Source organism: Streptomyces sp. NPDC030798 (assembly GCF_055572275.1).
In genome coordinates, this window is the sequence record NZ_JBVIDR010000004.1 from 309480 (window position 1) to 334095 (window position 24616).

The 24616-nt window shown below is 74.1% G+C and carries 21 protein-coding genes; 9 read left to right on the forward strand and 12 right to left on the reverse strand.

Annotated elements, in window-relative coordinates; genetic code table 11:
- Positions 1-49: 49 nt before the first annotated feature.
- The 8 genes from ACZ404_RS12015 to zapE form a co-directional block, all read right to left on the reverse strand.
- Entirely contained in the window at positions 50-1570 is a 1521-nt protein-coding gene (locus ACZ404_RS12015) for an FAD-dependent oxidoreductase (RefSeq protein ID WP_468438643.1), read from the reverse strand.
- 28 nt (positions 1571-1598) lie between these two features.
- A complete protein-coding gene (locus ACZ404_RS12020) occupies positions 1599-2438 on the reverse strand; it encodes a PPK2 family polyphosphate kinase (RefSeq protein ID WP_468438645.1) in 840 nt (279 codons plus the stop codon).
- 59 nt (positions 2439-2497) lie between these two features.
- Complete coding sequence (locus ACZ404_RS12025) at positions 2498-3025, reverse strand: YbhB/YbcL family Raf kinase inhibitor-like protein (RefSeq protein WP_468438648.1); 528 nt, start codon at positions 3023-3025, stop codon at positions 2498-2500.
- Between the two features lie 42 nt (positions 3026-3067).
- Positions 3068-4042: a slipin family protein gene (locus tag ACZ404_RS12030; RefSeq protein ID WP_468438650.1), complete on the reverse strand. Its 975-nt coding sequence runs from the start codon at positions 4040-4042 to the stop codon at positions 3068-3070.
- A 135-nt stretch (positions 4043-4177) separates the two neighbouring features.
- On the reverse strand, positions 4178-5680 hold the full coding sequence (locus tag ACZ404_RS12035; protein ID WP_468438652.1) for a SulP family inorganic anion transporter: 1503 nt from the start codon (positions 5678-5680) through the stop codon (positions 4178-4180).
- 8 nt (positions 5681-5688) lie between these two features.
- Positions 5689-6267: a carbonic anhydrase gene (locus ACZ404_RS12040; protein WP_468438654.1), complete on the reverse strand. Its 579-nt coding sequence runs from the start codon at positions 6265-6267 to the stop codon at positions 5689-5691.
- Between the two features lie 78 nt (positions 6268-6345).
- Positions 6346-6741 carry a hypothetical protein gene (locus ACZ404_RS12045; RefSeq protein ID WP_468438656.1) on the reverse strand — a complete coding sequence of 132 codons (396 nt, stop codon included), beginning with the start codon at positions 6739-6741 and terminating at the stop codon, positions 6346-6348.
- A gap of 253 nt (positions 6742-6994) precedes the next feature.
- Positions 6995-8098, reverse strand: a complete 1104-nt coding sequence (zapE, locus tag ACZ404_RS12050; protein ID WP_468438658.1) for a cell division protein ZapE — start codon at positions 8096-8098, stop codon at positions 6995-6997.
- 37 nt (positions 8099-8135) lie between these two features.
- Between zapE and ACZ404_RS12055 the strand changes: the two genes are divergently transcribed.
- The 4 genes from ACZ404_RS12055 to msrB all read left to right on the forward strand — a co-directional run bounded on the left by ACZ404_RS12055 (position 8136) and on the right by msrB (position 11548).
- Positions 8136-9035 carry a pyrimidine reductase family protein gene (locus ACZ404_RS12055; protein ID WP_468438659.1) on the forward strand — a complete coding sequence of 300 codons (900 nt, stop codon included), beginning with the start codon at positions 8136-8138 and terminating at the stop codon, positions 9033-9035.
- Positions 9036-9191: 156 nt separating this feature from the next.
- Entirely contained in the window at positions 9192-9665 is a 474-nt protein-coding gene (locus tag ACZ404_RS12060; protein ID WP_468438661.1) for an indole-3-glycerol phosphate synthase, read from the forward strand.
- Positions 9666-9734: 69 nt separating this feature from the next.
- Positions 9735-11126 (forward strand): UDP-N-acetylmuramate--L-alanine ligase, encoded by a 1392-nt coding sequence (gene murC, locus ACZ404_RS12065; RefSeq protein WP_468438663.1) that lies wholly within the window; start codon positions 9735-9737, stop codon positions 11124-11126.
- Between the two features lie 14 nt (positions 11127-11140).
- Complete coding sequence (gene msrB, locus ACZ404_RS12070; protein WP_468438665.1) at positions 11141-11548, forward strand: peptide-methionine (R)-S-oxide reductase MsrB; 408 nt, start codon at positions 11141-11143, stop codon at positions 11546-11548.
- A 16-nt stretch (positions 11549-11564) separates the two neighbouring features.
- On the opposite strand, the gene ACZ404_RS12075 is transcribed toward msrB, so the two are convergent.
- From ACZ404_RS12075 to ACZ404_RS12085, 3 genes are read right to left on the reverse strand one after another with little or no spacing between them, the layout of a single operon-like run.
- A complete protein-coding gene (locus ACZ404_RS12075) occupies positions 11565-15275 on the reverse strand; it encodes a CHAT domain-containing protein (RefSeq protein WP_468438667.1) in 3711 nt (1236 codons plus the stop codon).
- A gap of 56 nt (positions 15276-15331) precedes the next feature.
- A complete protein-coding gene (locus ACZ404_RS12080; RefSeq protein WP_468438669.1) occupies positions 15332-16210 on the reverse strand; it encodes a hypothetical protein in 879 nt (292 codons plus the stop codon).
- A 10-nt stretch (positions 16211-16220) separates the two neighbouring features.
- Positions 16221-16610: a hypothetical protein gene (locus ACZ404_RS12085; RefSeq protein ID WP_468438671.1), complete on the reverse strand. Its 390-nt coding sequence runs from the start codon at positions 16608-16610 to the stop codon at positions 16221-16223.
- 77 nt (positions 16611-16687) lie between these two features.
- Between ACZ404_RS12085 and ACZ404_RS12090 the strand changes: the two genes are divergently transcribed.
- The 4 genes from ACZ404_RS12090 to ACZ404_RS12105 all read left to right on the forward strand — a co-directional run bounded on the left by ACZ404_RS12090 (position 16688) and on the right by ACZ404_RS12105 (position 23261).
- Positions 16688-20632 carry a right-handed parallel beta-helix repeat-containing protein gene (locus ACZ404_RS12090; RefSeq protein WP_468438673.1) on the forward strand — a complete coding sequence of 1315 codons (3945 nt, stop codon included), beginning with the start codon at positions 16688-16690 and terminating at the stop codon, positions 20630-20632.
- 168 nt (positions 20633-20800) lie between these two features.
- On the forward strand, positions 20801-21946 hold the full coding sequence (locus tag ACZ404_RS12095; RefSeq protein ID WP_468438675.1) for an ABC transporter ATP-binding protein: 1146 nt from the start codon (positions 20801-20803) through the stop codon (positions 21944-21946).
- A complete protein-coding gene (locus tag ACZ404_RS12100; protein ID WP_468438677.1) occupies positions 21943-22596 on the forward strand; it encodes an ABC transporter permease in 654 nt (217 codons plus the stop codon). The genes ACZ404_RS12095 and ACZ404_RS12100 overlap by 4 nt, the downstream gene beginning before the upstream one ends.
- On the forward strand, positions 22593-23261 hold the full coding sequence (locus tag ACZ404_RS12105; RefSeq protein ID WP_468438679.1) for an ABC transporter permease: 669 nt from the start codon (positions 22593-22595) through the stop codon (positions 23259-23261). The genes ACZ404_RS12100 and ACZ404_RS12105 overlap by 4 nt, the downstream gene beginning before the upstream one ends.
- Positions 23262-23264: 3 nt before the next feature.
- Here ACZ404_RS12105 and ACZ404_RS12110 read toward each other — a convergent pair whose 3' ends face one another.
- On the reverse strand, positions 23265-23510 hold the full coding sequence (locus ACZ404_RS12110) for a hypothetical protein (protein WP_468438681.1): 246 nt from the start codon (positions 23508-23510) through the stop codon (positions 23265-23267).
- Positions 23511-23612: 102 nt separating this feature from the next.
- Here ACZ404_RS12110 and ACZ404_RS12115 point away from each other — a divergent pair, with 102 nt between their 5' ends.
- A complete protein-coding gene (locus ACZ404_RS12115) occupies positions 23613-24572 on the forward strand; it encodes an ABC transporter substrate-binding protein (protein WP_468438683.1) in 960 nt (319 codons plus the stop codon).
- Positions 24573-24616 lie beyond the last annotated feature (44 nt).

Below are 24616 nucleotides of genomic sequence, written 5' to 3' on the forward strand. Positions count from 1 at the left end.
GTGTCGCGCGGGTGCGGTCACCCGCGCGGCGGCGGCCGGCCCTCGGCGGTCACACGTCCCGCTGCTCCAGCGGCCGTACCGCCGGACCCTGGATGACCGTGCCGTCGACGGCGAAGCGGGAGCCGTGGCAGGGGCACTCCCAGGCGCGCTCGGCCTGGTTGAAGGCGACCAGGCAGCCGAGGTGGGTGCAGCGGGCGGAGAGGGCGTGCAGGTCCCCCTGCTCGTCGCGGTGGACGGCGAGGCGCTCGTGGCCGACGCGGACCACCGCGCCCTCGCCGGGGGCCAGGTCGTCCACGGAGCCGGGCGCCCGCAGCCGGTCGCCGACGAAGTGCCGGGCCACCTCCGCCTGGGTCTTCAGCAGCGAGGGCGCCTCGCGCAGCACCGACTTCAGCCGGCGCGGGTCGTACAGCTCCTGCCAGGGGCTCTGCTCCCCGGTGATCAGGGCGGTCAGCAGCAGACCGGCCATGATGCCGCCGCTCAGGCCCCAGCCGCCGAACCCGGTCGCGACGTAGGTGTGCCGGGCGCCCGGGTGCAGCGGGCCGACCAGCGGCACGGTGTCGGTGGAGTCGTTGTCCTGCGTGGCCCACGCGTACTCCAGCGCCACCCCGGGGAAGTGCCGCTCGACCCAGCCGGCGAGCCCGTCGAAGCCCGCGCCCGGATCGCCGGTGCCCGGGGTGAAGTGCTCGCCGGTGACGACGAGCAGCCGCTGCCCGTCCTCGCCGTACGGCGCGGTGCGCACCGAGCGGGTGTTCTCCTCGGGCGTGATGTACATGCCCTCCGGGTCCGCTCCCGTGCCGAGCGGGCCGGCGACGACCAGTTCCCGGCGCGGGGAGAGACGGGAGAAGAGCAGCGCCCGGTCGAAGATCGGATAGTGGGTGGCGACCACGACGTCCCGCGCGGTCACGGTGTGGCCCGCCTCGGTGCTCAGCCGGCACGGCTCGCCCTCCGTCAGGCCGACGACGCGCGTCTGCTCGTACACCTGGCCGCCGCGCGCGAGCAGGTCGTCGGTGAGCGCCCGCAGGTACTTCAGCGGATGGAACTGCGCCTGCCCGGTCACCCGCACCGCCCCCGCCACCGGGAACGGCAGCCCCGTGTCGGTGGTGAAGGAGGCCGGCAGCCCCGCCTCCCGCGCCGCGTCCGCCTCGGCACGCACCTCGTCCACCCGCTCCGGGTCCCGTACGTAGGTGTAGGCGTCCCGGGTCTCCCACTCGCAGGCGATGCCCAGCTCGGCCACCAGCCCGGCCGCGTACTCGATCGCCTCCGACTGCGAGCGCGCGTACAGTCGCGCGCCCTCGGGGCCGCGGGTGCGCCGGAGCCGGTCGTAGACGAGGGTGTGCTGGGCGGTCAGCTTGGCGGTGGTGTAGCCGGTGACCCCGGCCGCCGCCCGCCCGGCCTCCAGCACCACCACCCGCTGCCCGGCCCGGGCCAGCGCGTGGGCGGTGCTCAGCCCGGCCATGCCCGCGCCGACGACCGCCACGTCGGCCTCGGTGTCCCCGCTCAGGGCGGGATGCTCGGGGCCCGGGGCGGTCCGCAGCCAGTACGAATCGGTGACCTGTCGGTGCTCGCGCATGGCCGCCGGGTACCCCGCCGGCCCCGCCTCACGTCTGCGTCAGCAGCCGCTCCCGGCACTCGGCCACGTCGAAGTCCGCCTTCGGATACCGCGGGTCCAGGGCCTTCAGATGCTCCAGCAGCAGGCGGCTGACCGCCCAGTTGCGGTACCACTTGCGGTCCGCCGGGACCAGGTACCAGGGCGCGTACGGGGCCGAGCAGTGCTCCATGGCCTGCTGGTACGCCTCCTGGTACGCGGGCCACAGGGCGCGCTCCTCGATGTCGCCCGGGGCGAACTTCCAGTGCTTGTCGGGCCGGTCCAGCCGGCGCAGCAGACGGCGCCGCTGCTCCTCGTAGGACAGGTGCAGGAAGCACTTGACGAGGGTCACGCCGTCCTCCGCGAGGGTCCGCTCGAAGTCGTTGATACGGCCGTAGCGGCTGCCGATCTCGGCGGGCACCGCCAGGTGCCGGACGCGGGCGATCAGCACGTCCTCGTAGTGGGAGCGGTCGAAGATGCCGATCTCGCCGGGCTCGGGCAGCGCGCGCCGCACCCGCCACAGGAAGTCGTGCTCCCGCTCCTCCTCGGTGGGCGCCTTGAAGGCCTTGATGCGGCAGCCGGACGGGTTGAACTGGCCGATGACGTGCTTGACGGTGCCGCCCTTGCCGCTGGTGTCCATGCCCTGCAGCACCAGCAGCACCCGGCGCCGGTCGCCCGCCGTGCCCGCCGCCCACAGCCGTTCCTGCAGCTTGGCCAGGCGCCTGCTCATGCGCGCCAGGTCCGCGAGTGCCGCGTCCTTGCCGCCGGGGGCGCCGGGCGTGGCCCGGGCGTCGTACGCGGACAGGTCCACGGCCTCGCCGGGCGGGAGGCGCAGCCGCTGCCGGAGGTTCATCGGGGCACCCCTTCCGTACGGATCCCTCGATGGTGCGCCGCCCGGACGGGGTGCGCCAGCTACCGGCCGTGGCGTCCGGTCAGGGAGCCGGTGGCGAGGATGTGGCCGGCCAGGGTGTGCAGCAGGTCGTCGGCGGTCGACTCGGGGGTCAGGTGCAGGCGGCGGTCGGTGGCGAAGACCGTGAGGACGTAGTGGTGCGGCTCGTCGCCGTGGGGCGGGCAGGGGCCGCCGTAGCCGGTTCCGCCGGAGCCGTTGCGGCCCTCGGTCGCACCCCGCGGGTGCTCCCCGGCGGTCAGGCGGGTGGTGTCCGGTCGGATGTTCCACACCAGCCAGTGCGTGAAGGTGCCGTGCGGTGCGTCGGGGTCCTGGAGGGTGAGGGCCAGGGTGGCGGTGTGCGCGGGTACGCCGCCGAACGCGAGCGGCGGGGAGACGTTCTCGCCGTCGCAGGTGTACCGGCGCGGGATCGTGCCGCCCTGCTGATACGCCGGGCTCGACACCGTGAGGTGCGCGGTGGCCGTGGCGGCGGGGGAGGGCGGCGAGCCGCCGCCATGGGCTCCGCAGCCCGCCACGAGGGCCGTCGCGGCCACGGCCGGCACCCAGCTCCTGCAACCCTTGCGCATGCGGGCACGTCAGCCCGTGAGCGGCCCGCCGTCGGCGTTCGGCACGGGGGTGTCGGCGACCGCGACGCCCACGCCTGGCCCCGGTTCCGCCGCGTCAGCCGCGTCCGGCTGTCCCGTCACGCCCGTTTCCGCCTCAGCCGGTTCCGGCCGCTGCGTCTCACCGTTCGGCGCCGGATTCTCCGTGATGGCTTCTCGGCGGGCTCCCTCGCCGTCCGGCGCGGGCTGCTGGGCGCCCCGTTCCAGGAAGTGCAGCAGCTCCACCGGGATGGGCAGGACCAGCGTGGAGTTCTTCTCGGCCGACACCGCCATCACCGTCTGCAGCAGCCGGAGCTGGAGCGCGGCCGGCTGGTCGGACATCTGCTGCGCGGCCTCGGCGAGCTTCCGGGAGGCCTGCAGCTCGGCGTCGGCGTTGATGATCCGGGCCCGGCGCTCACGGTCGGCCTCGGCCTGGCGGGCCATGGACCGCTTCATCGTGTCCGGCAGGGACACGTCCTTGATCTCGACCCGGTCGACCTGGATGCCCCAGCCGACGGCCGGGCTGTCGATCATCAGCTCCAGGCCCTGGTTGAGCTTCTCCCGGTTGGAGAGCAGGTCGTCCAGGTCGCTCTTGCCGATGATCGACCGGAGCGAGGTCTGGGCCATCTGGGAGACCGCGAACTTGTAGTCCTCGACCCGCACCAGGGCGTTCGCCGGGTCGACGACCCGGAAGTAGACGACCGCGTCCACACGGACGGTGACGTTGTCGCGGGTGATGCCCTCCTGGGCGGGGATCGGCAGCGTCACGATCTGCATGTTGACCTTGTGCAGCCGGTCCACGAACGGGATCACCATCGTCAGGCCCGGTTCGCGCACGTCACCCGCGAGCCTGCCGAGCCGGAACAGCACACCGCGTTCGTACTGCTTGACCACCCGTGCGGCCATCGCGGCGTACACGACGCCCACGGAGCCCACCGCGGCGAGGGCACCCAGCAGATCCTGGAGCATGATGACCTCCTCACCCAGAGGTCCGTTCTGTCCGCTGCTGCAACGATATGCCTGGGGGAGGGCGGAAGCCATGGGCCAGGGGCCCGGGGACCTCCCGGCCCGCAACCCGAGGGGCGGCGGGCCGGGAGGCGGGTGTCACGCGGCCGTGGCCCGCACCTGCTCCGGGCCCGTGGTCATCCGGACCGGCTCCGTGCCCGTCGCGCTGTGCCGCGCGGCCCAGTTCTCCAGGGCGGTGCGGCAGGCGTGGTCCAGGTGGTGCAGGCCGGACAGGTCCAGGCGGACCGGGCGGTCCTGGGGCAGGGACTCCAGGCGGTCGAGGATCTTCGGCAGCTTGAGGAAGGTCGCGTTGCCCGACAGGTGCGCCTCCACCGGGCCCGCGCCCTTGTCGACGACCTCCAGCTTCAGGTGCGAGGCCTCCCAGGCCGTCTTCACGACCGCCAGCGCCAGACCGATCAGCACGCCCTCGAACATGCTGACCGCCACGATCGACACGGCGGTCACGCTCAGGATCAGCGCCTCGCCCCGGTGCTCGCGCCACAGCGCGGCCAGCGCCCGGACCGGCACCAGCTTCGCGCCGGAGTAGATCAGGACACCGGCCAGGGCCGGGATCGGGATGTAGGCGAGCACGCCCGGCAGCAGCGCCGCGAACAGCAGCAGCCACACGCCGTGCAGCACCCGGGAGGCCTTCGTCCGGGCGCCGGCCTGGACGTTGGCCGCGCTGCGCACGATCACCGCGGTCATCGGCAGCGCGCCGAGCAGCCCGCAGACCGTGTTGCCCGCGCCCTGCGCCATCAGCTCCTTGTCGTACCGGGTGCGCGGACCGTCGTGCAGCCGGTCCACGGCCGCCGCGCTGAACAGCGACTCGGCGGACGCGATCAGCGTGAACGCGGCGATCGTGCCGAGCACCCCGGGCGACGCCAGTTCGGTGACCGAGCTGAGCGGCGGCGGCTGGATCGATCCCAGCAGCCCCTTCACCTCGACGGTCGCCACCGGCATGCTCAGGCCCAGCGTGACCAGCGTGGCCAGGCCCACCGCGGCGAGCGGGCCGGGCACCGCGCGCAGCTTGGCGGGGGCGTGCTTCCACAGCACCAGGACGGCGACGGTGCCGGCGCACAGGGCGAGGGAGGCGAGGGCCCCGCCGTCGCCGAGGGCGTCGAGGAACGCCCCCGGCAGCCCGGCCATCTTGCCCAGGCCCGAGTCGGGCGCCTTGGCCGCCAGGGCCGGGTACAGCTGGCCGGCGATCAGTACCAGACCGATTCCGGCCAGCATGCCCTCGACCACCGAGACCGAGATGGCCCGGAAGTAGCGGCCGAGCCGCAGCGCGCCCATGAGGATCTGCAGCAGACCGGCGGCGAGCACCAGCGCGCCGAGCATCGGCAGGCCGAACTCCTTCACCGCCTCGAACACGAGCACGGTGAGTCCGGCGGCCGGCCCGGACACCTGGAGGCTGCTGCCGCGCATCAGCCCGGTGACCAGTCCGCCCACGATGCCGGTGACGAGGCCGAGTTCGGCCGGCACCCCGGAGGCGACGGCCACGCCCACGCACAGCGGGAGCGCGACCAGGAAGACGACGAGGGAGGCGGTGAAGTCCTCCCGCAGGTGCGGGAAGCGGGATATGCGGGTGTCGTTGCTGGTCATCGGCGCGCTCACAGGGACTCGAAGGTGTCGGTCTGCGGTCGGTGCGTGCGTACGGTGCCGGTGTGCACCTCGTAGTACCAGGCGTGCAGGCCCAGTTCGCCCCGGGCCAGCTTCCGTTCGATGCACGGGTACGAGCGCAGCCGCAGGAGCTGGGTCAGGACGTGGCTCTGCACGCCCTCGGCGACCTCGGGGTCCTCGGCCGCGCCGGCCGGGCGCGGGGTGGCGTGCGCCAGCCAGTCGCGCACGGCGGGTACGGCGTCCAGGTCGTCGCCGCGCACCAGCGCGCCGACGGCGCCGCAGTGCGAGTGGCCGCAGACGACGATGTCGCGGACGCCGAGCACCTCCACGGCGTACTCGATGGTGGCGGCCTCGCTGGTGGGGTGGACCGAGGCGTAGGGCGGAACGATGTTGCCCGCGGTGCGCAGCTCGAAGAGCTCACCGGGGCGGGCGCCGGTGATCAGGGCGGGGACGACCCGGGAATCGGAGCAGGTGATGAACAGGACCTGCGGGGACTGGCCTTCGGCGAGCTTGGCGAACTCCTCAGGGCGCTGTCCGAAGGTACGGGCGTTGTCGATGAGGGGCTGCATGCGTGTGGACTCCTCCTGGCGCGCCGGACGGCGCGTCGGGCTTGCGCGGTGGATGTGGGGGGAGAACGGAGCCCGCCCTCAGCAGCGGAAGACCTGAAGGACTGCGGGGAGGTGGGCCCTGGAGGATCTACTGGCACGTTGGTGCGAGGCGCCGGGTGCGGCCGGTGCCTGCGGGTCGGCGGCCCGACGGGATATGGGCGGGCGCTCGGGCGCCCACCCGGAGGCGCTGCCGCGCTGCCGGTCGCGGGTCTGCGGGGTGCCCACGGGCTCGTGGGAACGGCAGGGCTCGCGGAGCGTGGCCGCGCCGGTGCCGAGCGGCTTGGTGGAGGACGTGATTCCGGGCCGGGCCTTGGCCTTTACCTCACCGAGCGTGTGCGCGGTTGCGAAGGTTCCCGACAGTGCGAAGATCTGCAGGACGAGCAGGGCCACGGCAAGGAGGGAGAGCCGGGTCCGGGGTGCCGTACCTCGGAACATGCGCCCTCCTTCCGGATGTTCGCGCCTCTTGTGCGCACCAAGCATTGGTCAATGAATGGTCAAGAAGCACGGTAACGCCTCGTGACCCTTTGCAGGGTTAACTCGGCGTTACGAGCACAAGAGAGCGTGAAAATTGCGGGTCGGATGGCCGGAACCGGCTCTTGACCCGCAGGAGCATGATCGACTATTGGACGGCCGTGGCGGGCCGTGGCGGGCCGTGGCGGGCCGTGGGTGACGAGGCGGCGAGCCGCCGTTACGCGGTGACGAGTCCCTTGGCGTCACGGGCCAGCGCGGTGAGCCGGGATATCGCGCGGAAGTACTTCTTGCGGTAGCCGCCGTTCAGCATCTCCTCGCTGAAGAGCCGGTCGAACGGCAACCCCGAGGCCAGCACCGGCACCTCACGGTCGTACAGCCGGTCCGCCAGCACCACCAGCCGCAGGGCCGTCGACTGGTCCGGCACCGGCCGCACGTCGGTGAGGCACACGGCCGCCAGCCCGTCGGTCAGCGCGCCGTACCGGCTCGGGTGGACCTTCGCCAGGTGCTCCAGCAGGTGCGGGAAGTCGTCCAGCGACGCGCCCGGGGTGGCGTACGCCGCCTTCGTCACCTCTTCGTCGGTGAACGGCGCCGGGGCCTCGGGCAGACCGCGGTGGCGGTAGTCCTCGCCGTCGATGCGCAGGGTGCGGAAGTGGGCCGACAGGCCCTGGATCTCGCGCAGGAAGTCGGCGGCCGCGAACCGGCCCTCGCCGAGCTTGCCCGGCAGTGTGTTGGAGGTGGCGGCCAGCGCCACGCCCGCCTCCACCAGCTTGCCGAGCAGCGTGGAGACGAGGACGGTGTCGCCAGGGTCGTCCAGCTCGAACTCGTCGATGCACAGCAGTCGGTGGCCGCTCAGCGTCTGCACGGTCTGCTGGAAGCCGAGGGCGCCGACCAGGTTGGTCAGCTCCACGAACGTGCCGAACGCCTTGAGCGCGGGCTCGGCCGGGGTGGCGTGCCAGAGGGAGGCGAGCAGATGGGTCTTGCCGACGCCGTAGCCGCCGTCGAGGTAGACACCGCGCGGTCCCGCCGGGGTCTTGGGCGCCTTCGCCCGGCCGAAGCCGAGGAAGCCGCGCCGGCCGGCGCCGGAGGCGTGCGCCCCGCCGAGCCCGGCCGCGAAGCCCTCCAGTACCTGGACGGCCTCGGTCTGGCTGGGCTGGTTCGGGTCCGGGAGGTACGTGGCGAAGCGCACCGCGTCGAAGCGTGGCGGCGGCACCATCTCGGCGACCAGCCGGTCCGCGGGGACGCGCGGCTCGCGAGCGCACAGGGACAGCGGGCCCGCTTCGGTCAGCGGGCCGGAACCGGGGGCGGCGGTGGAGGAGGACACGGTTACCCATGCTAAGCGCCGTGTCACACTGCACGACATGCGACGCCTGTTCCCTGTGACCTACGAAACAGCAGCCCAGACCCCCACCGGGAGCAAGGAGGCCGACGAGGCCCCTGAGGTGGGCGGGCCAGGTGGGACCGAGCGGGTCGGCGCCGCCGGCGCCGCGGCGGCCGGCGTGGGCGCCCGTGACCCGTTCGCGGACCGCGAGTGGAGTCTCGCCGAGTTGGCCGCCGCCTACGCCTATCCCGAGGCGGATGCCGGTGGCGGTGCGCGGCGGCCGTGGCTGCGGGCCAACATGGTGTCCACCCTCGACGGGGCCGCCCAGCACGAGGGGCACTCGCAGCCCATCTCCAGCGCGGCCGACATGCGGATCTTCGGCACGCTGCGGGCGCTCGCGGACGTGATCGTGGTCGGCGCGGAGACGGTACGCCAGGAGGGGTACCGCCCGGCACGCGCGCGTGCGGAGTTCACCGGGGCCCGACAGGCCGCGGGTCAGGGCCCGGCCCCGGCGATCGCCGTGGTCACCGCCGGGCTCGAGCTGGACTTCTCCCTGCCGCTGTTCACCTCGCCCCAGGTGCCCACCCTCATCCTCACCGGCGCCGCCGCGGACCCCGACCGCGTCGCCGCCGCCGAGCGGGCCGGCGCCCGGGTGGTCGTCGCCGGCGAGGGCATGGGCGTCGACCCGGCCCGCGCCGTGCGCGCCCTCGCGGACCTCGGTCACACCCGGCTGCTCACCGAGGGCGGCCCCCGGCTGCTCGGCCAGCTGATCGCCGCCGAGGTGCTGGACGAGCTGTGTCTGACCGTCGCGCCGATGCTCACCGCCGGGGACGCGCAGCGCATCGCCGGGGGTCCCCCGGTCGCCGTACCGCGCCGCTTCGAGCTCGTGTCCCTCCTTGAGGAGGAGGGTTTTCTGTTCAGTCGCTACCGTCGGTCCTGACATGGGCGGAATATGCCGTTCCGGTTGGCTTTTCGCGGGCACACTGGGTCCGGCACTACTCCTGCGATCACGGGGCAGGATGGTTTCCGCAGGGCCTTGCCGGGCCCGACGCAGGACAGAGGGGCCCACCGGCCCTCGAAGGAGAAGAGGCGCCTGGTGTTCACGAGCGTTCTGATGATCGAGAAGGCTTTGACGTCCGCCGACGTGGAGTTCGTCACCACCCTGCACGGGGACGAGCCCGTCTTCTTCCACGTGCTGATCCAGCCGCGCGGCGACCAGGCGGACCGCCTGCTGCGGGCCATCGACGACATCGCGCTCGGCGAACTCGACGAGGCGGTGCGCGAAGGCGAGACGCCCGAGGGCGAGGAGGCCAAGAGCGTCGGGCAGCGGGCGCTGGACGTGTCCGTGCAGGCGCTGCGCTCCGCGGGCAGCCTGGCCGAGGGGCGGCTGGTGGAGGACCACCCGCTGGACGCGCTGAAGACGCTGGTGGCCGAGGTGGACGCGGACGAGGTGATCGTGCTCACCGATCCCCACTATGTGGAGGAGTTCTTCCACCGCGACTGGGCCTCCCGGGCCCGGCACAAGGTGGGCGTGCCGGTGCTGAAGCTGTTCTCGCACAGCAAGGCCTAGACACCCTGGCCTTGATTCACGGCATAGGCTGGGGCTGATTTCGTACGTACCGTCTCTGGGGAGAAACGCATGGCACCCGGGCTTCCTGCCGCCATGGTCCGTCCGCACTTCATCGGCATCGGCGGCGCCGGGATGTCGGGCATCGCGAAGATCCTGGCCCAGCGCGGGGCCCGGGTGGCCGGGAGTGACGCCAAGGAGTCGGCGACCGCCGAGGCACTGCGCGCGCTGGGCGTGACGGTGCACATCGGGCACGCCGCCGGGCACCTCGCCGACGACGCGAGCTGTGTCGTCGTGTCGTCGGCGATCCGCGAGGACAACCCGGAACTGGCCCGCGCCGCCGAGCTGGGCATCCCCGTCGTGCACCGCTCCGACGCGCTGGCCGCGCTCATGGACGGGCTGCGGCCGATCGCCGTGGCGGGGACGCACGGCAAGACCACGACCACGTCGATGCTCGCCGTCTCCCTCACCGAGCTGGGCCGGAGGCCGTCGTACGCCATCGGCGGCGACCTGGACGCGCCCGGCTCCAACGCGCTGCACGGCGAGGGCGACATCTTCGTCGCCGAGGCGGACGAATCGGACCGCAGCTTCCACAAGTACGCGCCCGAGGTCGCCATCGTCCTGAACGTCGAGCTGGACCACCACGCCAACTACGCCTCGATGGACGAGATCTACGAGTCCTTCGAGACCTTCGCCGGCAGGATCGTGCCCGGCGGCACGCTGGTGATCTCCGCCGACCACGAGGGAGCGCGCGAGCTGACCCGACGCCTCGCGGGGTCCGTGCGGACCGTGACCTACGGCGAGGCGGAGGACGCCGATGTGCGGGTGCTCGCCGTCGTCCCGCAGGGGCTGACGAGCCGGGTGACCGTGCTGCTGGACGGGCAGGAGCTGATCTTCACGGTCTCCGTGCCCGGGCGGCACTACGCCCACAACGCCGTCGCCGCGCTCGCCGCCGGCGCCGCCCTCGGTGTCCCGGCCGCGGAGCTGGCGTCCGCGCTCGCCGCCTACACCGGGGTCAAGCGGCGCCTGCAGCTCAAGGGCGAGGCCGCCGGGGTGCAGGTCATCGACTCCTACGCCCACCACCCCACCGAGATGACCGCCGACCTGGAGGCCATGCGCGCCGCCGCCGGGGACGCGCGGATCCTGGTCGTCTTCCAGCCGCACCTGTTCTCCCGCACCCAGGAGCTGGGCAAGGAAATGGGTCGGTCGCTGGCGCTCGCCGACGCCTCGGTGGTGCTCGACATCTACCCGGCCCGCGAGGACCCGATCCCCGGCGTCACCAGCGAGCTGATCATCGAGGCCGCGCGCGCGGCGGGTGCCGACGTCGCCGCCGTGCACGACAAGGCGGAGATCCCCGAGGTGATCGCGGGAATGGCCAAGCCCGGTGATCTCGTTCTCACCATGGGCGCGGGCGACGTGACCGACCTGGGCCCGCTGATCCTGGACCGCCTGTCGCACCAGTGAAGGGGCTGAACCTCATGTCGTACGACGTCGAGAAGCCGGACGAGCAGTGGCGCGCGGAGCTGACCCCGGCGGAGTACGCCGTGCTGCGCCAGGCCGGCACCGAGCCGGCCTTCACCGGTGAGTACACCGACACCAGGACGAAGGGTGTCTACTCCTGCCGCGCCTGCGGTGCCGAGCTGTTCACCTCGGAGACCAAGTTCGCCTCCCACTGCGGCTGGCCCTCCTTCTACGACCCGAAGGACACCGACGCGGTCGAGCTGATCGAGGACCGGTCCCACGGCATGGTCCGCACCGAGGTCCGCTGCGCCCGCTGCGGCTCCCACCTCGGGCACGTGTTCGAGGGGGAGGGGTATCCGACCCCGACCGACCAGCGGTACTGCATCAACAGCATTTCGCTGCGGCTGGCGCCGGCCGAGGACTGAGCGGGGCCGGCGCCGGTCAGGCGCCGGCGTGGACCAGGGCCGCCCAGGTCCAGGGCCGGTCCGGGTCGGCCGCCCGCAGGGCCCGGACCGTCTCGTGCAGGGCGAGGGCGGCGGGCAGCGGGCCCGGCTCCGGCAGGGCGGGGGCCAGGGTGCGGTGGAAGGCGGCGGCCGCGTCCGCCGCGAACGCGTCCCCGACCTCCCAGAGTGTGGCCACCGACTGGGTGTAGCCGGCCAGCTGGAAGACGGAGGCGAGGTGGATCACCTCGTCGACCAGGGCGGGTGTCGAGCCGGCCCGGGCCGTGCCGCAGGCCGAGAGATAGGCCAACTCCGCCGATTCCAGGTGCAGTTCGGCGATGTCGCCGATGAGCAGGTCGCCGTCGGCGAGCAGCAGCCGGCCGGCGGCCGCGTCCTCCGGGTCGCTGTCGGCGTGACAGGCGAAGTGCACCACCGCCGCGTCGAGCAGCGCCGTGCGCACCGCCTCCCGGGTGGCGGCCGGCCCGATCAGCGGGGTACCGCCGCCCGCAGCGACCGCGGCCGTGGCCTCGGCCACCGTCCGGGCCAGCGGCGCCTGCCCGGCCGTCTCCGGCATCGCCACGGCCACCACAGCGCGCCGGCCGGGGGCCGCGCGCCGGCGCGCCCGGGCGAACAGCAGGGCACGCAGCGTCGGTGTGTACGAGGAGGCCACCCGGTCGAGCACCGTCGCGCCCGCCGGCGCATTCGGCCCGTGGTGCCCGGCGGCGTGCAGGGGGAAGGAGTTGAGCACACCCGACGGCGACCACCACACCCGCGGCCAGGGCGCCCCCGGCTCCGGTGGACGCGTGTGGCCCAGGGCCTCCAGCACCGGCTCGGCCAGGACGTCCCACAGCCAGGCCAGGGTCCCGGTGAAGATCTCCCGCGCCTCCTCGAACAGCGGATCGTACGGCCCCGCCGTCAGCGTCTGAACGGCCAGCCGGAACGCCTCGGCCTGCGCCACCAGGTCGGAGGCGTACAGCCGGGGCAGCGGCACCGTGCGCAGCCCGTCGGAGCACAGCGCGAGGGCGTCGCAGCGGCGCGGATGCACGTTGATGCTGACCACAGGGCCCTGCTCGGCGGCAGGCCGCAGGTCGTCCAGGCCGAGCGGCAGCGGGGTGAGGAACCGCTGGAAGCCCGGGCGCTGCTGCAACTCGGTGATCAGCCGGGCCGCTTCCTCGGACACCGCCCGCTGTGCCGCCATCTCCTCCTCGGCCGGCCGCCGGCCGGGTTCCACGCTCCGGCGCAGCGCCCGCAGCCGGCCCAGGGTGTCGCGCAGCCGGGCGTGCAGCGCGGCGTCTGCGCCGTGCAGCACTGCGAGTTCCCGGCGGGCGTTCAGCGCCGTGGACAGCAGATGGGCACGGCCGTCCTCCAGGGTCTCCAGCGCCTCCACCGGGTCACGGGAGTCCAGCGCCCGGGCCGCGCCGTCGGAGGCCAGCCGGGTGACCAGGCTCGGCGACGGGCCGGCAGGGGGCGGGTCGCCGCCGAGCAGCCGGCCGCGCTGGACGCGGGACTGGACGGCCGAGGTCCACTGGGCCAGCAGCCGCGCCGTCAGCCCGTCCGGCTCGGGTACGGCGGTCAGCTCGCGGGCGACGCCCTCCGCCTCGGTGAAGTCCGCCTCCTCCGCCCACAGCCCGTGCCGGATGAACAGCATCATGGCGAGGATCGCGCGCGTGTCGTCGTACTCCCTGCTGCCCGGCTCCTGTTCGGCCAGCCGGCGGCGGGCGCCCCGGACGCCCTCCTCCAGGGCCTGCACATGCTCGAACGGCGACTCGTACGCGAACGCCAGCGCCGTGTGCCCGGCGAACAGCTCGGGGTCGATGCCCATGTCCCGCAGCTGCTGCGGGAGTTCCTCGTACAGCTCCCGCAGCAGCGGCAGCGCCTCGCGCATCCTGGCGAGGCGGGTCGCCTGGTCCCCCGTCTCGTCCAGGGACGCGTGCATGACCTTCGTCAGGGTGAGCGTGGACCGGTTGCTCTTCAGGAAGCGGTACTCGGGCAAGTCCTCCGGCATCCGGGACAGCACGCGTTCGTGCACCTCGATGAGCTCGTCGAGGCCGCTGAGGTCGACCGGGGCGTGCGCCACGGGCTGCGGGTCCTCGCCGCCGCCCTGGAGGAACTCGGTGAGAGCCTGGGCGCGTTCCTCCGCGGGCAGCCGGGAGATGCGCCGGGCCTGCATCTCCAGGGCCTTGGCGAAGACGTCACCCAGGGAGGTCTGCTGGGGGTAGCCGAGGACCAGGTTGCCGAAGTCCATCAACTCCTGGCTGCGGCTGGTGCCACCCTGCGGGCCCATGCCCAGCAGACCCATCACGGCGGCGATGGGATGGTCCCCGCCCTCGCCGGCGAGCACCGGCCGCAGGATGTCGTCGATGGCGTCCCAGTCGTCCTGCTGGCCGGGGGTGAGATCCGAGCGGGAGGCCAACTCGCCCTTGAGCACGGCCGCCTGGAACAGCAGCCCCTCGGCCTGCGCGGTCCGCCCGGCGTCCCCGGCGAACACCGGATCGGCCCCGGCGAGCAGGTCGATCGCCTCCTGCGGCCGCTGCGCTGCGATCAGGCCCGCGGCCAGCCGCAGCAGCACGTCCGCATGGTCGGGGTGACCCACCGGGGTCAGGTCCAGCAGCCGGCGCAGCGCCTCGACGGCCTCCGCGGCCTGCACGGCGGTCCGGGCCCGGTCGGTGCCGGGTGCGGACGCCATGAGGGCGGCCGCCAGCCGGTCGAGCCGGTCCCGCAGCGCCTCGCTCTCGCCGTCCGGGGTGAGCGCGAGGGACTGCCGGAGCGCGCCGACGGCCTCCTCCGGCACGGCGGGGTCGACCTCCTCGCCCTCGCCGGCGGTGACGGCGTACAGGGTGAGGGCGTGCCCGAGGTCGGAGTACATCTGCGCGAGGTTGTCGGCGGCCGGACCGGCGCTGTGGATGGCCCGGCGCAGCAGCTCGATCGCCTCCGGCAGCAGGGTGCGGTCCTCCCGCGCGCCCGCCAGGGCCAGCAGCGCCAGGCCCAGACCGCCCGCGCAGCGGGCGTGGTGGGGGTCGTCCGGGGGAGTGCCGGCGAGCGCCGTGCGCAGGACGTCCACGGCCTCGGGGAGCCGCTCGGGACCGATGTCGCCCCGGATGCAGGCGAGCAGCAGGGCGTAGCCGAGGTTGCAGCCGGCCAGTGCCCGCTCGGTGCTGCCCGGCGCCAGGTGCTGCATCACCTCCCGGGTCACATCGGCGGCCGCCCGCACGGCCTGCGACCAGTCCAGGGCGTTGCCCAGCTCCAGCAGCAGCGCCGCCACGTCGGCGACGGCCGTGACATGCCGGTGGACCATCGCCCCCGGCTCCTCGGGCCGCCGCCCCTCGGCGCCCAGCAGCTCGTCCAGCGCGGCCCGCAGGGGCGGCGGCAGAACGTCCGTGGCACCGGGAAGATGGAAGTGGAACGGGGCGAGCAGCAGCACCCCGGTGCGGGCGTCCTCGGCGGAGACCGGCTCCCCGCGCCGGTCGTCGGCGCGGACCAGCAGCGCCACGCCGAGCGTGTACGCCACCTCCTCGTCGATGCCGTGGGTGCCGTCGGGGCGGACCCCCACCAGGTGCCGCAGCAGCGCGTCGGTCTCGGCGCGGGCGGCCTGCGTGTGCAGCGCGGCGGTGCCCTCCGGGCCGCCGATGTCCTCCAGCCGCGCACGGACCGCCGTCAGCAGTCGCTCCCGCTCGCCGGCGGCCTCCTGCCGCGGCGCCGTGTCCGTCGCCATGTGCCGGACCTCCTGGGCTCGTTGGGACGATCGGTTCGGGTGGTGAGACGCGCCGGTCACCTGCGGCGGGGGCCCGCCCCCTTGCGGAACAGTTCGGTGACCGCGGGGCCGGTGCTCATCCGGACGGGGCGGGTCTCCGGGTCGAACCGCTCGAACAGCTCTGGCAGATGGACGTCCACGGCGGACTCCACCAACTCGGCGTATTCCTCGGCGCGTTCCCGTCCGCGCCGCCAGGCCACCAGGCCGGCCCCCGCCCCCGCCACGGCGGCCGGCCACCACACCGTGCCCAGCAGCAGATACAGCACCGCCCAGCCGCCCAGCCGCATCGCCTCGTCCAGCCGCTGCCGGGACTCGGTGAGCGGACCGCGCGTGGTGTCCGGCAGCAGCAGCCACAACCGGGGCCAGGCGTCGGCGAGTTCCACCCGGTACTGCAACCGGATCCGCACCGCGGGCGCCCGCAGCCGGTCCCCGATCCAGGTCGGGCACCGCGGCCGCACCAGCGCCACCGCGTTGCGCGCGGCCTCCAGGCGGCCCAGCTCCTCCGGGTCGGTCACCTGCCGGCACGCCGCGTCGCGAGCCTCCCAGGTGCGTTGCCGGCGCCCGGTCAGCCGGTCCGCCAGGCGGCCGAGCGGTCCCGGCCAACTGCCCTGCAGGGCACGTTCGTACGGGCCGGCCAGCGCCTCGGCCAGCAGCGCGGCGGCGAAGGACGCGGCCAGTACCCCGAGCAGCAGCACCGCCGTGCGCGTCGAGCCGGACCCCGCGCCGGTCAGCGCCCGCAGCCGGTGGCGCAGCAGCTCCACGTCCGCCCAGTGCCGCTGCCCGAGCGTCAGGCCGGTGGCCGCCAGCGCGGTGAACACCAGGCCCGGCAGCACCAGCGCCGTCGCCCAGCGCTCGGCCAGCTTCCGGCCCACGTCGGTGACCAGCCCGGTCAGCATGCCGGGCCGCTCAGCTCTCGGCGTCGAAACGCAGGGCCAGGTCGAACAGTTCGCACACCGGCACTTCCGCGTCCACCCTCCGCGGCTCCCGCCGGGCGCAGACCCCGCGCGGGCAGACATACGCGCCGGGCACCGCATGGGGGCCGCCGTCGGCGACCGCCGTCGGCAGCGTCGTCGTGCGCGCCGGCTGGGGCGTCGGGACCGAGGGCGGGGGCGGTGGCCGCAGGCCCAGCTCGGACAGGTACTCCTCGAGCGGCTCACCGGCCCGCGCGGCCCGCACCGCCCGGTCGATCACCGGCCGCTTCGCCGCCCCGACCGGGCCCCGGTACATCCGGCGGAGCCGGGGCAACAGGCCGCACAGCAGCGCTACTTGTTCATCGCGATCCTCAAGTGACGGCACGTCACCCATGGTAGTCGGATCCTCTACGCTTGATCCGGGGATCGCCCGACAGGCACCGACGACCGACGGGGGTAGGGGTGGTGGACGTCCTGCTCGGCACCGGGGACGGAGAGGACGCCGCACGCGCGGCGCCCCCGCCCGGAGGCTCCCCCGCGCCCCGGGCCACGTTCCGCCGGGACCTGCACACCGTGCGCGGCCGGCTGTGGGCCGCCGCCGGGGCGGGAGCGGGCGCGCTGGTGTGCTGCCTGTCGGCCGACAGCGCCCGCACGGCCGGGGCGCCCGCACCCGTGGTCGCCGAGAGCGCGCTCGGCGCGGCCGTCCTGACCCTGCTCTGCCTGCGCCTGCTGCTGACCTCCCTGCTGCCGGTCACCCTCGGCGTCGACGCGACGGGCGTCGAGTGGCGCGGCCCGCTGCGCCGGCTGCGCCTGCCCTGGGCGGACATCGAGCTGATCTGTGTGGTCCCGGCCGCGGACCGGCGCCTGCTGCGCAGCGGCCACCGCTTCCCCGAGCAACTGCTGCTGCGGACGACGGCACCCGGAGCCCGACGCGGTCTCCCCCTGCTGACGTTGACGCCCCGTTGGGACCGCGCCTGGCAGGGCCTCACCATCGACCTGCGGCTGCTGGACGCCGACCCGGGCGCCGTCGACCGGGCCTTCGAGGCACACGCCGGGCCCCGCTGGCGGCGCACCGGCCTGCCGGCGGAGGACTCGCAGGGCCTGGGCCGCACCGGTGCGCCACCGGAGGGTGCCGGGCACCGGCAGAGCCGTGGCGAAGGGCCGCCGCAGGGCGCCGGGCGCCGCCCGGGCCCCGACGACGCGCCGCCCGAGGACGCCCGGGCCGGTGCGCCGCCGGAGGGTTCGGGGCGCCGCCCGGGCCCCGCCGCAGCGCCGCCCGAGGGCGACCCCGTCGGTGCGCACCCGGACGGTTCCGGGCACCGCATCCCCGGTCGTCTGCGCTCCCCGCTCGCCGCGCGCCTCGCGCATCAGGGGCGGCGGCTGTCGGTCGCCGTCTGGCTGCTGTGCTGCTGGGGCTATGTGTCGTACAGCGCGACCGCCCCGGGCCCCGGCCTGCACTGGCCGTACCTGGGTGCCGCGGTCGCCGCACCCGCCGTCGTCCTGCCGCTGCTCGCGGGGCTCGACCGGCTGCTCGGCAGGCGGTGCGTCCTGTCCGTGGACACGGCCGGCCTGCGGCTGCGCGTCGGCGCGGAGGAGCGGATCCTGCCGAGGGCCGCGACGACCGGGATGGAGATCGCCTCACCGCCCGGCGCCACCGGCGACCGCCATCCCCGCTGGACCCTGCTGGCCCAGGTGCCCTCCGCCGTGCGGGGCCGGGGTTTCCAGGCGGCGGCGGACGGCACGGTCCAGCCGCTCCTGCCACCTCCGCCCCTGGTCGCCGAACCGCTGCGCGGCTGCTTCCGCTCCGTGCCCGGCGGTCCGCTGGAGATCGTGCCGGTACTGGCCGGGCCGGTGGGCGGGGCACACGGGCTGTCCGTGCACCCCGAGCAACTGGCCCACGTCCTCGGCACCTACGGCATCCCGGTCGGCGCACCGGCCCGCGGCAGCGAGGCCGCGCGCCGCTGGAGCGGCGTCGGTCTCGGCCCCGTACCCCCGCCGCCGGACCCGCCGCCCCCGCCGCCCGTGTCCCGAACAGCCGCCGTCGGCGAGCTGCGTGTGCTGCGCGTGGCGCGCACCGCGACCCGCGGCCACCGCACGATCGCCGCCGCGCTGAGCGCCCACTCCGGCGACGGACCCCTGTGCGTCCTGGTGGAGCCGGGCCGCTATCCCGAACCCCTGGTCCTCAAGGGCGATGTGGAGATCCGCGCCGTGCGCGGGCCGGGCACCGTGACCGTGGAGCGGCTCACCGAGACCGCGGTCAGCGTGACCGGCAGCGCCGTGCTGACCGGGCTGAGCGTCGTCGGCCGCGGCAAGGCCGCCGTGGCGGCCGGCTCCGGGCGGCTCGCCCTGCGCGACTGCCGGCTGACCGGGCACGGCGGAGCGGTCGCGCTGAGCGCGGGCGCCGACACCGAGATCACCGTGGTGGGCGGCGAACTGACGGTGGGGAAGGCCGTGTTGAGCGGCTCCCGCGCCGAGTTCCACGGCACCCGGTTCACCGAGGCCCAGGAGGACGCGCTGCTGGTCACCGACGGCGCCCTGGCGGACCTGACCGGCTGCTCCTTCGCCGGCGCCCGTGGCGCCGCCGTGCATGTCACCGGCGCCGGCAGCCGGGTCCGCCTCACCGGCTGCGTGTTCACCGGCACCGGCGCGCACGGCGTCCTCGCCGCCGGGCACGGCACGGCCGAGGTGCGCGACTGCCGCTTCGAGGACCTTTCCGGCACCGCGCTGGGCTTCAGCGACCAGGGCCGTGGCAGCGCCCTGCGCACCCGGGTGAGCGGCGCGAACGCCGGTGCGATCGTCGCCGGCGGGGCCGACGCCGTCCTCCGTGACTGCGCCTTCGACGGCTGCCGGGCCGTCGGCGTCCGGGTGACCGAGGAAGCCCGCTGCGAGGTGCGGGACTGCTCCTTCGCCCGGGCGTCCAACGCCGCCCTGCACGTCGACCAGCGCGGCCGGCTGCGCCTGGACGGCTGCCGGATCGACGGCGCCCGCAAGGGGGTGGTGGTGGAGAACGGCCACGCGGTCCTCGCCCGCCTGGAGGCCCGCGAGCTGACCGAGTCGGCGGTACGGCTGTGCCAGGACGGCACCGTCGAGGTCACCGCACTGCACGCCGAGAAGTGCCGGTACGGGGTGTACGGGTCCGACACCGGCTCGGCCGGCGAGGTCACCGGAGCGGTGCTGCGCGAGCTGGGCGACAGCGGGCTCGTCCTCACCGGCTCGGCCCGGCTCACCGTCCGGGACGTCCGCATCGAGGGCACCCTGGGCGACGGGCTGTTCGTCCGCGACACCGCAGACCTGACCGCGCGCGGGTGCGGGGTCGAGCGGGCCGGACGGCACGGCGTCCACCTCATGGACAGCGCCGCCCTGACCGCCGTGGACCTCACCGTGACCGGCTCCGGGGCGCACGGCCTGCTCGCCGCCGACAGCAGCCACTTCGACCTCTCGGCCAGTGCCCTCACCGGCAGCGGCGGCGACGGCCTGCGCACCGACAGCGGCGCCCGCGGCCGGATCCGCGACAGCAGCATCACCGGCAGCCACGGTGAGGCCGTGACCGGCGACGGCACCCTGAACCGCCGGTCGCTCACCACCGACGCCACTCCCGCCACGCCCCCGCCCGCCGGCGAGGACCCCCAGGCCGAACTGGACGCCCTGATCGGCCTGTCCGAGGCCAAGCGGCAGGTGCGCGGCCAGGCCGACCTGCTCCGGCTGGCCCGGCTGCGCCGCGAGGCCGGGCTGCCCGAGCCGCCCGGCGGCCGCCACCTGGTCTTCTCCGGCCCGCCGGGCACCGGCAAGACCACCGTGGCCCGGCTGTACGGCCGTGTCCTCGCCGCACTGGGCATCCTCGCCGACGGCCGGCTGGTCGAGGTGCACCGCAGCGACCTGGTCGGTCAGTACCTCGGCTCCACGGCGCTGAAGACCCGTGAGGCCTTCGACCGGGCGCGCGGCGGCGTCCTCTTCATCGACGAGGCGTACAGCCTGTCCCGCCGCTTCGGCGTGGGCCACGACTTCGGCCAGGAGGCCATCGACGAACTGACCAAGCTGATGGAGGACCACCGTGACGACGTGGTGGTCATCGCGGCCGGCTACCCGGCGGAGATGGAGGAGTTCCTCACCGCCAACCCCGGCCTCGCCTCCCGCTTCTCCCGCACGGTCAGGTTCCGGCCGTACAGCCCCGAGGAACTCGTGCGGATCGTGCGGCACCTGGCCGGGCGGTACGGGTTCGAGCTGGACGCGGGGGTGGAGGAGCTGCTGCTGGCCCGCTTCCGGGCCGAGCACGGCTCCAACGGGCGGGACGCGCGGACCCTGTTCGAGGGCATGGTGGAGCGGCTGGCCGAGCGGCTGGCGGCGATCGAACGGCCGGGCCACCAGGAGCTGCTGATGCTGCGCGCCGACGACCTGCCCGGGGCGTGAGCCTCGAGCGGGCACCGCCCGCTCGCCGACGCGGGCGGCGGGTGGTGCGCACCGCGGGGTGCCGCCGGCTCCGGAGTGTGCCGTCGGCTCCGAAGTCCTGAAACACTCGCCGTCTACACTCACCCGGACAACGGCCAGGCTCTGCCAAACCGAAGGGTACGCGGCGTTTTGATCAGGATTGAGTCAGTCACCAAGCGGTATCCGGACGGCACGGTGGCCGTCGACCGGCTGTCGCTGGAGATCCCGGACCGCGCGATCACCGTCCTCGTCGGCCCCTCCGGCTGCGGCAAGACGACGACCCTGCGAATGATCAACCGGATGGTCGAGCCCAGCGAGGGCCGCATCCTCCTCGACGGCGAGGACATCCGCCGGCAACCGGTCAACACCCTGCGCCGGTCGATGGGTTACGTCATCCAGAACGCCGGTCTCTTCCAGCACCGCACGATCCTCGACAACATCGCCACCGTGCCCCGGCTGCTCGGCTGGGGCCGGCACAGGGCGCGGGCGCGGGCCGCGGAGCTGATGGAGCGGGTCGGGCTCGACGCCTCGCTCGCCAAGCGGTACCCCTATCAGCTCTCCGGAGGCCAGCAGCAGCGCGTCGGCGTGGCCCGGGCGCTGGCCGCCGACCCGCCGGTGCTGCTCATGGACGAGCCGTTCTCCGCCGTCGACCCGGTGGTGCGCAAGGGCCTTCAGGACGAATTGCTGCGCATCCAGGATGAGTTGGGCAAGACCATCGTGTTCGTCACGCACGACATCGACGAGGCCGTCAAGCTGGGGACGATGGTCGCCGTGCTGCGCACCGGCGGCCGGCTCGCCCAGTTCGCCCCGCCGGCCGACCTGCTCAGCGCGCCCGCCGACGCCTTCGTGGAGGACTTCCTCGGTGCCGACCGCGGCATCCGCCGGCTGTCCTTCTTCCCGTCAGGAGACCTGGAGTTGACGACCGGCCCGGTCGTGCCGGTCGACGCGGACGCCGAGCGGCTCCGTGCCGCCGGCGGGGCGCCGTACCTCCTCGTCACGGACGCCGACGGCAGGCCGCTCGGCTGGGGCGAGCCGGACCGGCTCGCCGCCGGTGCCGTCCAGCAGGACCAACTTCTGTCCCACGGGCGGCCGTTCGTGCCCGGCAGTGACTCGCTGCGCACCGCGCTCGACGGGGCGGTGCTCTCGCCGACCGGCTGGGCCGTGGCCGTGGACGCCGAGGGACGCACGGTCGGCGTCGTCTCCCAGCAGACCATCGGCGAGGCGATCCGCGCCGCGCACAGCCGGGTGGCCGGCGAGGTGGCCGAGGACCGCAGCGACGCCGGGGCCGCCCGATGAGCGGGTTCTTCGACATCCCGAGCGACCTCCAGCACAGCTATCCCGGCCTGGTCGTGCTGCATCTGCGGGAGGCCCTGCTGCCGGTGCTGGCCGGGCTGGTCGTCTCTCTGCCCGTGGCCCAACTGTGCGTCCGCTTCCGCTGGTTCTACGCGCCCCTGTTCGGCGTGACCACCGTGCTCTACGCCGTGCCGTCGCTGGCGTTCTTCGTCCTCCTCATCGACTACACCGGCATGACCGAGACCACGGTGATGATCCCGCTCGCGGTGTACAGCCTGGTGGTGCTGGTCCCGGCGATCGTGGACGGCGTCCGCTCGGTGCCGCCGGAGACGCTGGCCGCCGCCACCGCCCTGGGCCTGGGACCCGTACGGCGCTACGTCCAGGTGCAGTTGCCCATCGCCGTACCCGCGATCATCGCGGGCCTGCGGGTGGCCGCGGTGTCGAGCATCTCCCTGGTCAGCATCGGCATGCTGATCGGCAACCAGGGCGCGCTCGGCAACCTGCTCAACGACGCGCAGATCTACCACCGGCCCGAACTGGCCGTGAACTCCGTGGTGACCACCGCGGCGCTGGGCGTCCTCGTCGACGCCCTGCTGGTCCTCGTCCGCACCCTGCTGACCCCCTGGATGCCGCGGAAGGGAGCCACCCGGTGAACGTGTTGGACTTCGCCCACGCCTTCTTCAGCGACAGCGCGCACTGGCACGGCGAGGACGGCATCCCGCACCGCGTCGTCCAGCACATCCTCTACTCCCTGGAGGCCCTCGCGATCGCGGCCGCCGTCGGGCTGCCCATCGGCCTGGTCACCGGCCACTACCGGCGCGGCGGCAACGCCCTCGCGCTCATCGCCACCGCCGCCCGCGCGCTGCCCACCTTCGGCCTGCTGGTGCTGATGTTCACCTGGCTCGGCTTCGGGCTGGTGCCGGTGATGATCCCGCTGGTCGCCCTCGCCGTACCGCCGGTGCTCGTCACCGCCTACGAGGCGGTGCGCTCCGTCGACCCGCCGCCGGTGGACGCCGCTCGGGGCATGGGGATGTCGGAGCCGCGGATCCTGCTCCAGGTCGAGCTGCCGGCGGCGCTGCCGCTGGTCCTCGGCGGCCTGCGCACGGCGGCCGTCCAGGTCGTCTCCACCGCCACCATCGCCGCCTACGTCAGTTTCGGCGGTCTCGGGCGGTACATCATCGACGGGCTCGCGCAGAAGGACTACGAGAAGGTCGTCGGCGGCGCCACCCTCGTCGTCGGGCTGGCCCTGGCGACCCTCGGCGTGTTCTGGGCGGTGTCCCGGATCGCGGTCTCCCCGGGCGTGCGCAGAAGCCACTGACGCTCAGCCCCCGGTGCGGGCCAGGGCCCGTTCGCCCTCGACCTCCTTCAGGGCCTGCGCCGCACCGTCCGGCAGCCGGTCGCCGTAGGCCTGACGGACCGTCCGCGCCTGGGCGTCGACCGCTCTCCGCGCAGCGAGGCAGGCGGCCGAGGAGGGCTTGGCGTACTGAAGCGGGCCCCGTGCACCGCTGTGGCCGAACCGAACCGCGGCGAGACCGTGTTCTTGAAGCATCCATGAGAGGGGCTTCATCAAGAATCCGTCGCAAGCCGCGTGCGTACGGTCGCGCATCGAAGCCGATCGGTGATCTGGTGGCCCTTGACCGACCGAGAACTGGCTGGATTGGATCAGCGTGTGACTTCCACCAACCGCATCAGCAGGTCCATCCGGAGGAACCGAGGCGCGGCGGTGGTCGCCCTCACGGCGGCGACGGCCCTGTTGACGGGCTGCAACTCCTCCGGCGACAAGGCCGACAACCCCCTGACGGACACGAAGACGAGCGGCGACAGCGTGGTCGTCGGATCCAACAACTTCGCCGAGAGCATCCTGCTCGCGGACATCTACGGCGAGGCCCTCAAGGCCAAGGGAATCAAGGTCACCTACAAGCTGAACATCGGCAGCCGGGAGACCACCTACGGTCTCCTGAAGAACGGCTCCGTCTCGGTGCTGCCCGAGTACAACGGCGCCCTGCTGGCCTACCTGGACCAGAAGGCCGCCCCGAAGACCGTCGAGGCGACGACGGCGGCCATCGAGGCCGAGCTGGACTCCAAGCTCACCCTGTTGAAGCCCTCGCCCGCGCAGAACAAGGACTCCCTGACGCTCAACGCGGCGACGGCGAAGAAGTACCACCTCACCGACACGTCCTCGATCGCCGATCTGAAGGGCGTCGCGAAGGATCTGGTCATCGGTGCCGCGCCGGAGTTCCAGACCCGCCACCAGGGTCTGGTGGGCCTGAAGTCCGTCTACGGGCTGCAGTTCAAGTCCTTCAAGGCGCTGGACGCGGGCGGCCCGCTCACCCAGGCGGCGCTGAAGAAGAACGCCGTGCAGGTGGCGGACATCTTCACCACCGACCCGACCATCGCCAAGGAGAGGTTCGTCGTCCTGCGGGACCCGAAGAACCTCTTCGGCTTCGAGAACGTCCAGCCGCTCGTCCACAGGAGTGCCCTGTCCTCCCAGGGCGTCGACGCCCTCGACGCCGTCTCGTCCAAGCTGGACACGGCCACGCTGCTGAAGCTGGACACCCAGGTCCAGACCGAGAAGAAGGACCCGCTGGACGTGGCCCGCACCTGGCTGAAGTCGGCCGGCCTCGGCTGAGCCACAGCGGACGGCCGCCGGGCGAGGGGCGTGGACGAGGGCAT

What these genes read in the sequence shown, in the direction of transcription:
- ACZ404_RS12015 (WP_468438643.1), bottom strand. Translation starts at nt 1,570, where the DNA reads ATGCGCGAGCACCGACAGGTCACCGATTCGTACTGGCTGCGGACCGCC.
- ACZ404_RS12020 (WP_468438645.1), bottom strand. Translation starts at nt 2,438, where the DNA reads ATGAACCTCCGGCAGCGGCTGCGCCTCCCGCCCGGCGAGGCCGTGGAC.
- ACZ404_RS12030 (WP_468438650.1), bottom strand. Translation starts at nt 4,042, where the DNA reads ATGCTCCAGGATCTGCTGGGTGCCCTCGCCGCGGTGGGCTCCGTGGGC.
- ACZ404_RS12035 (WP_468438652.1), bottom strand. Translation starts at nt 5,680, where the DNA reads ATGACCAGCAACGACACCCGCATATCCCGCTTCCCGCACCTGCGGGAG.
- ACZ404_RS12040 (WP_468438654.1), bottom strand. Translation starts at nt 6,267, where the DNA reads ATGCAGCCCCTCATCGACAACGCCCGTACCTTCGGACAGCGCCCTGAG.
- ACZ404_RS12045 (WP_468438656.1), bottom strand. Translation starts at nt 6,741, where the DNA reads ATGTTCCGAGGTACGGCACCCCGGACCCGGCTCTCCCTCCTTGCCGTG.
- ACZ404_RS12055 (WP_468438659.1), top strand. Translation starts at nt 8,136, where the DNA reads ATGCGACGCCTGTTCCCTGTGACCTACGAAACAGCAGCCCAGACCCCC.
- murC (WP_468438663.1), top strand. Translation starts at nt 9,735, where the DNA reads ATGGCACCCGGGCTTCCTGCCGCCATGGTCCGTCCGCACTTCATCGGC.
- msrB (WP_468438665.1), top strand. Translation starts at nt 11,141, where the DNA reads ATGTCGTACGACGTCGAGAAGCCGGACGAGCAGTGGCGCGCGGAGCTG.
- ACZ404_RS12075 (WP_468438667.1), bottom strand. Translation starts at nt 15,275, where the DNA reads ATGGCGACGGACACGGCGCCGCGGCAGGAGGCCGCCGGCGAGCGGGAG.
- ACZ404_RS12080 (WP_468438669.1), bottom strand. Translation starts at nt 16,210, where the DNA reads ATGCTGACCGGGCTGGTCACCGACGTGGGCCGGAAGCTGGCCGAGCGC.
- ACZ404_RS12100 (WP_468438677.1), top strand. Translation starts at nt 21,943, where the DNA reads ATGAGCGGGTTCTTCGACATCCCGAGCGACCTCCAGCACAGCTATCCC.
- ACZ404_RS12110 (WP_468438681.1), bottom strand. Translation starts at nt 23,510, where the DNA reads ATGAAGCCCCTCTCATGGATGCTTCAAGAACACGGTCTCGCCGCGGTT.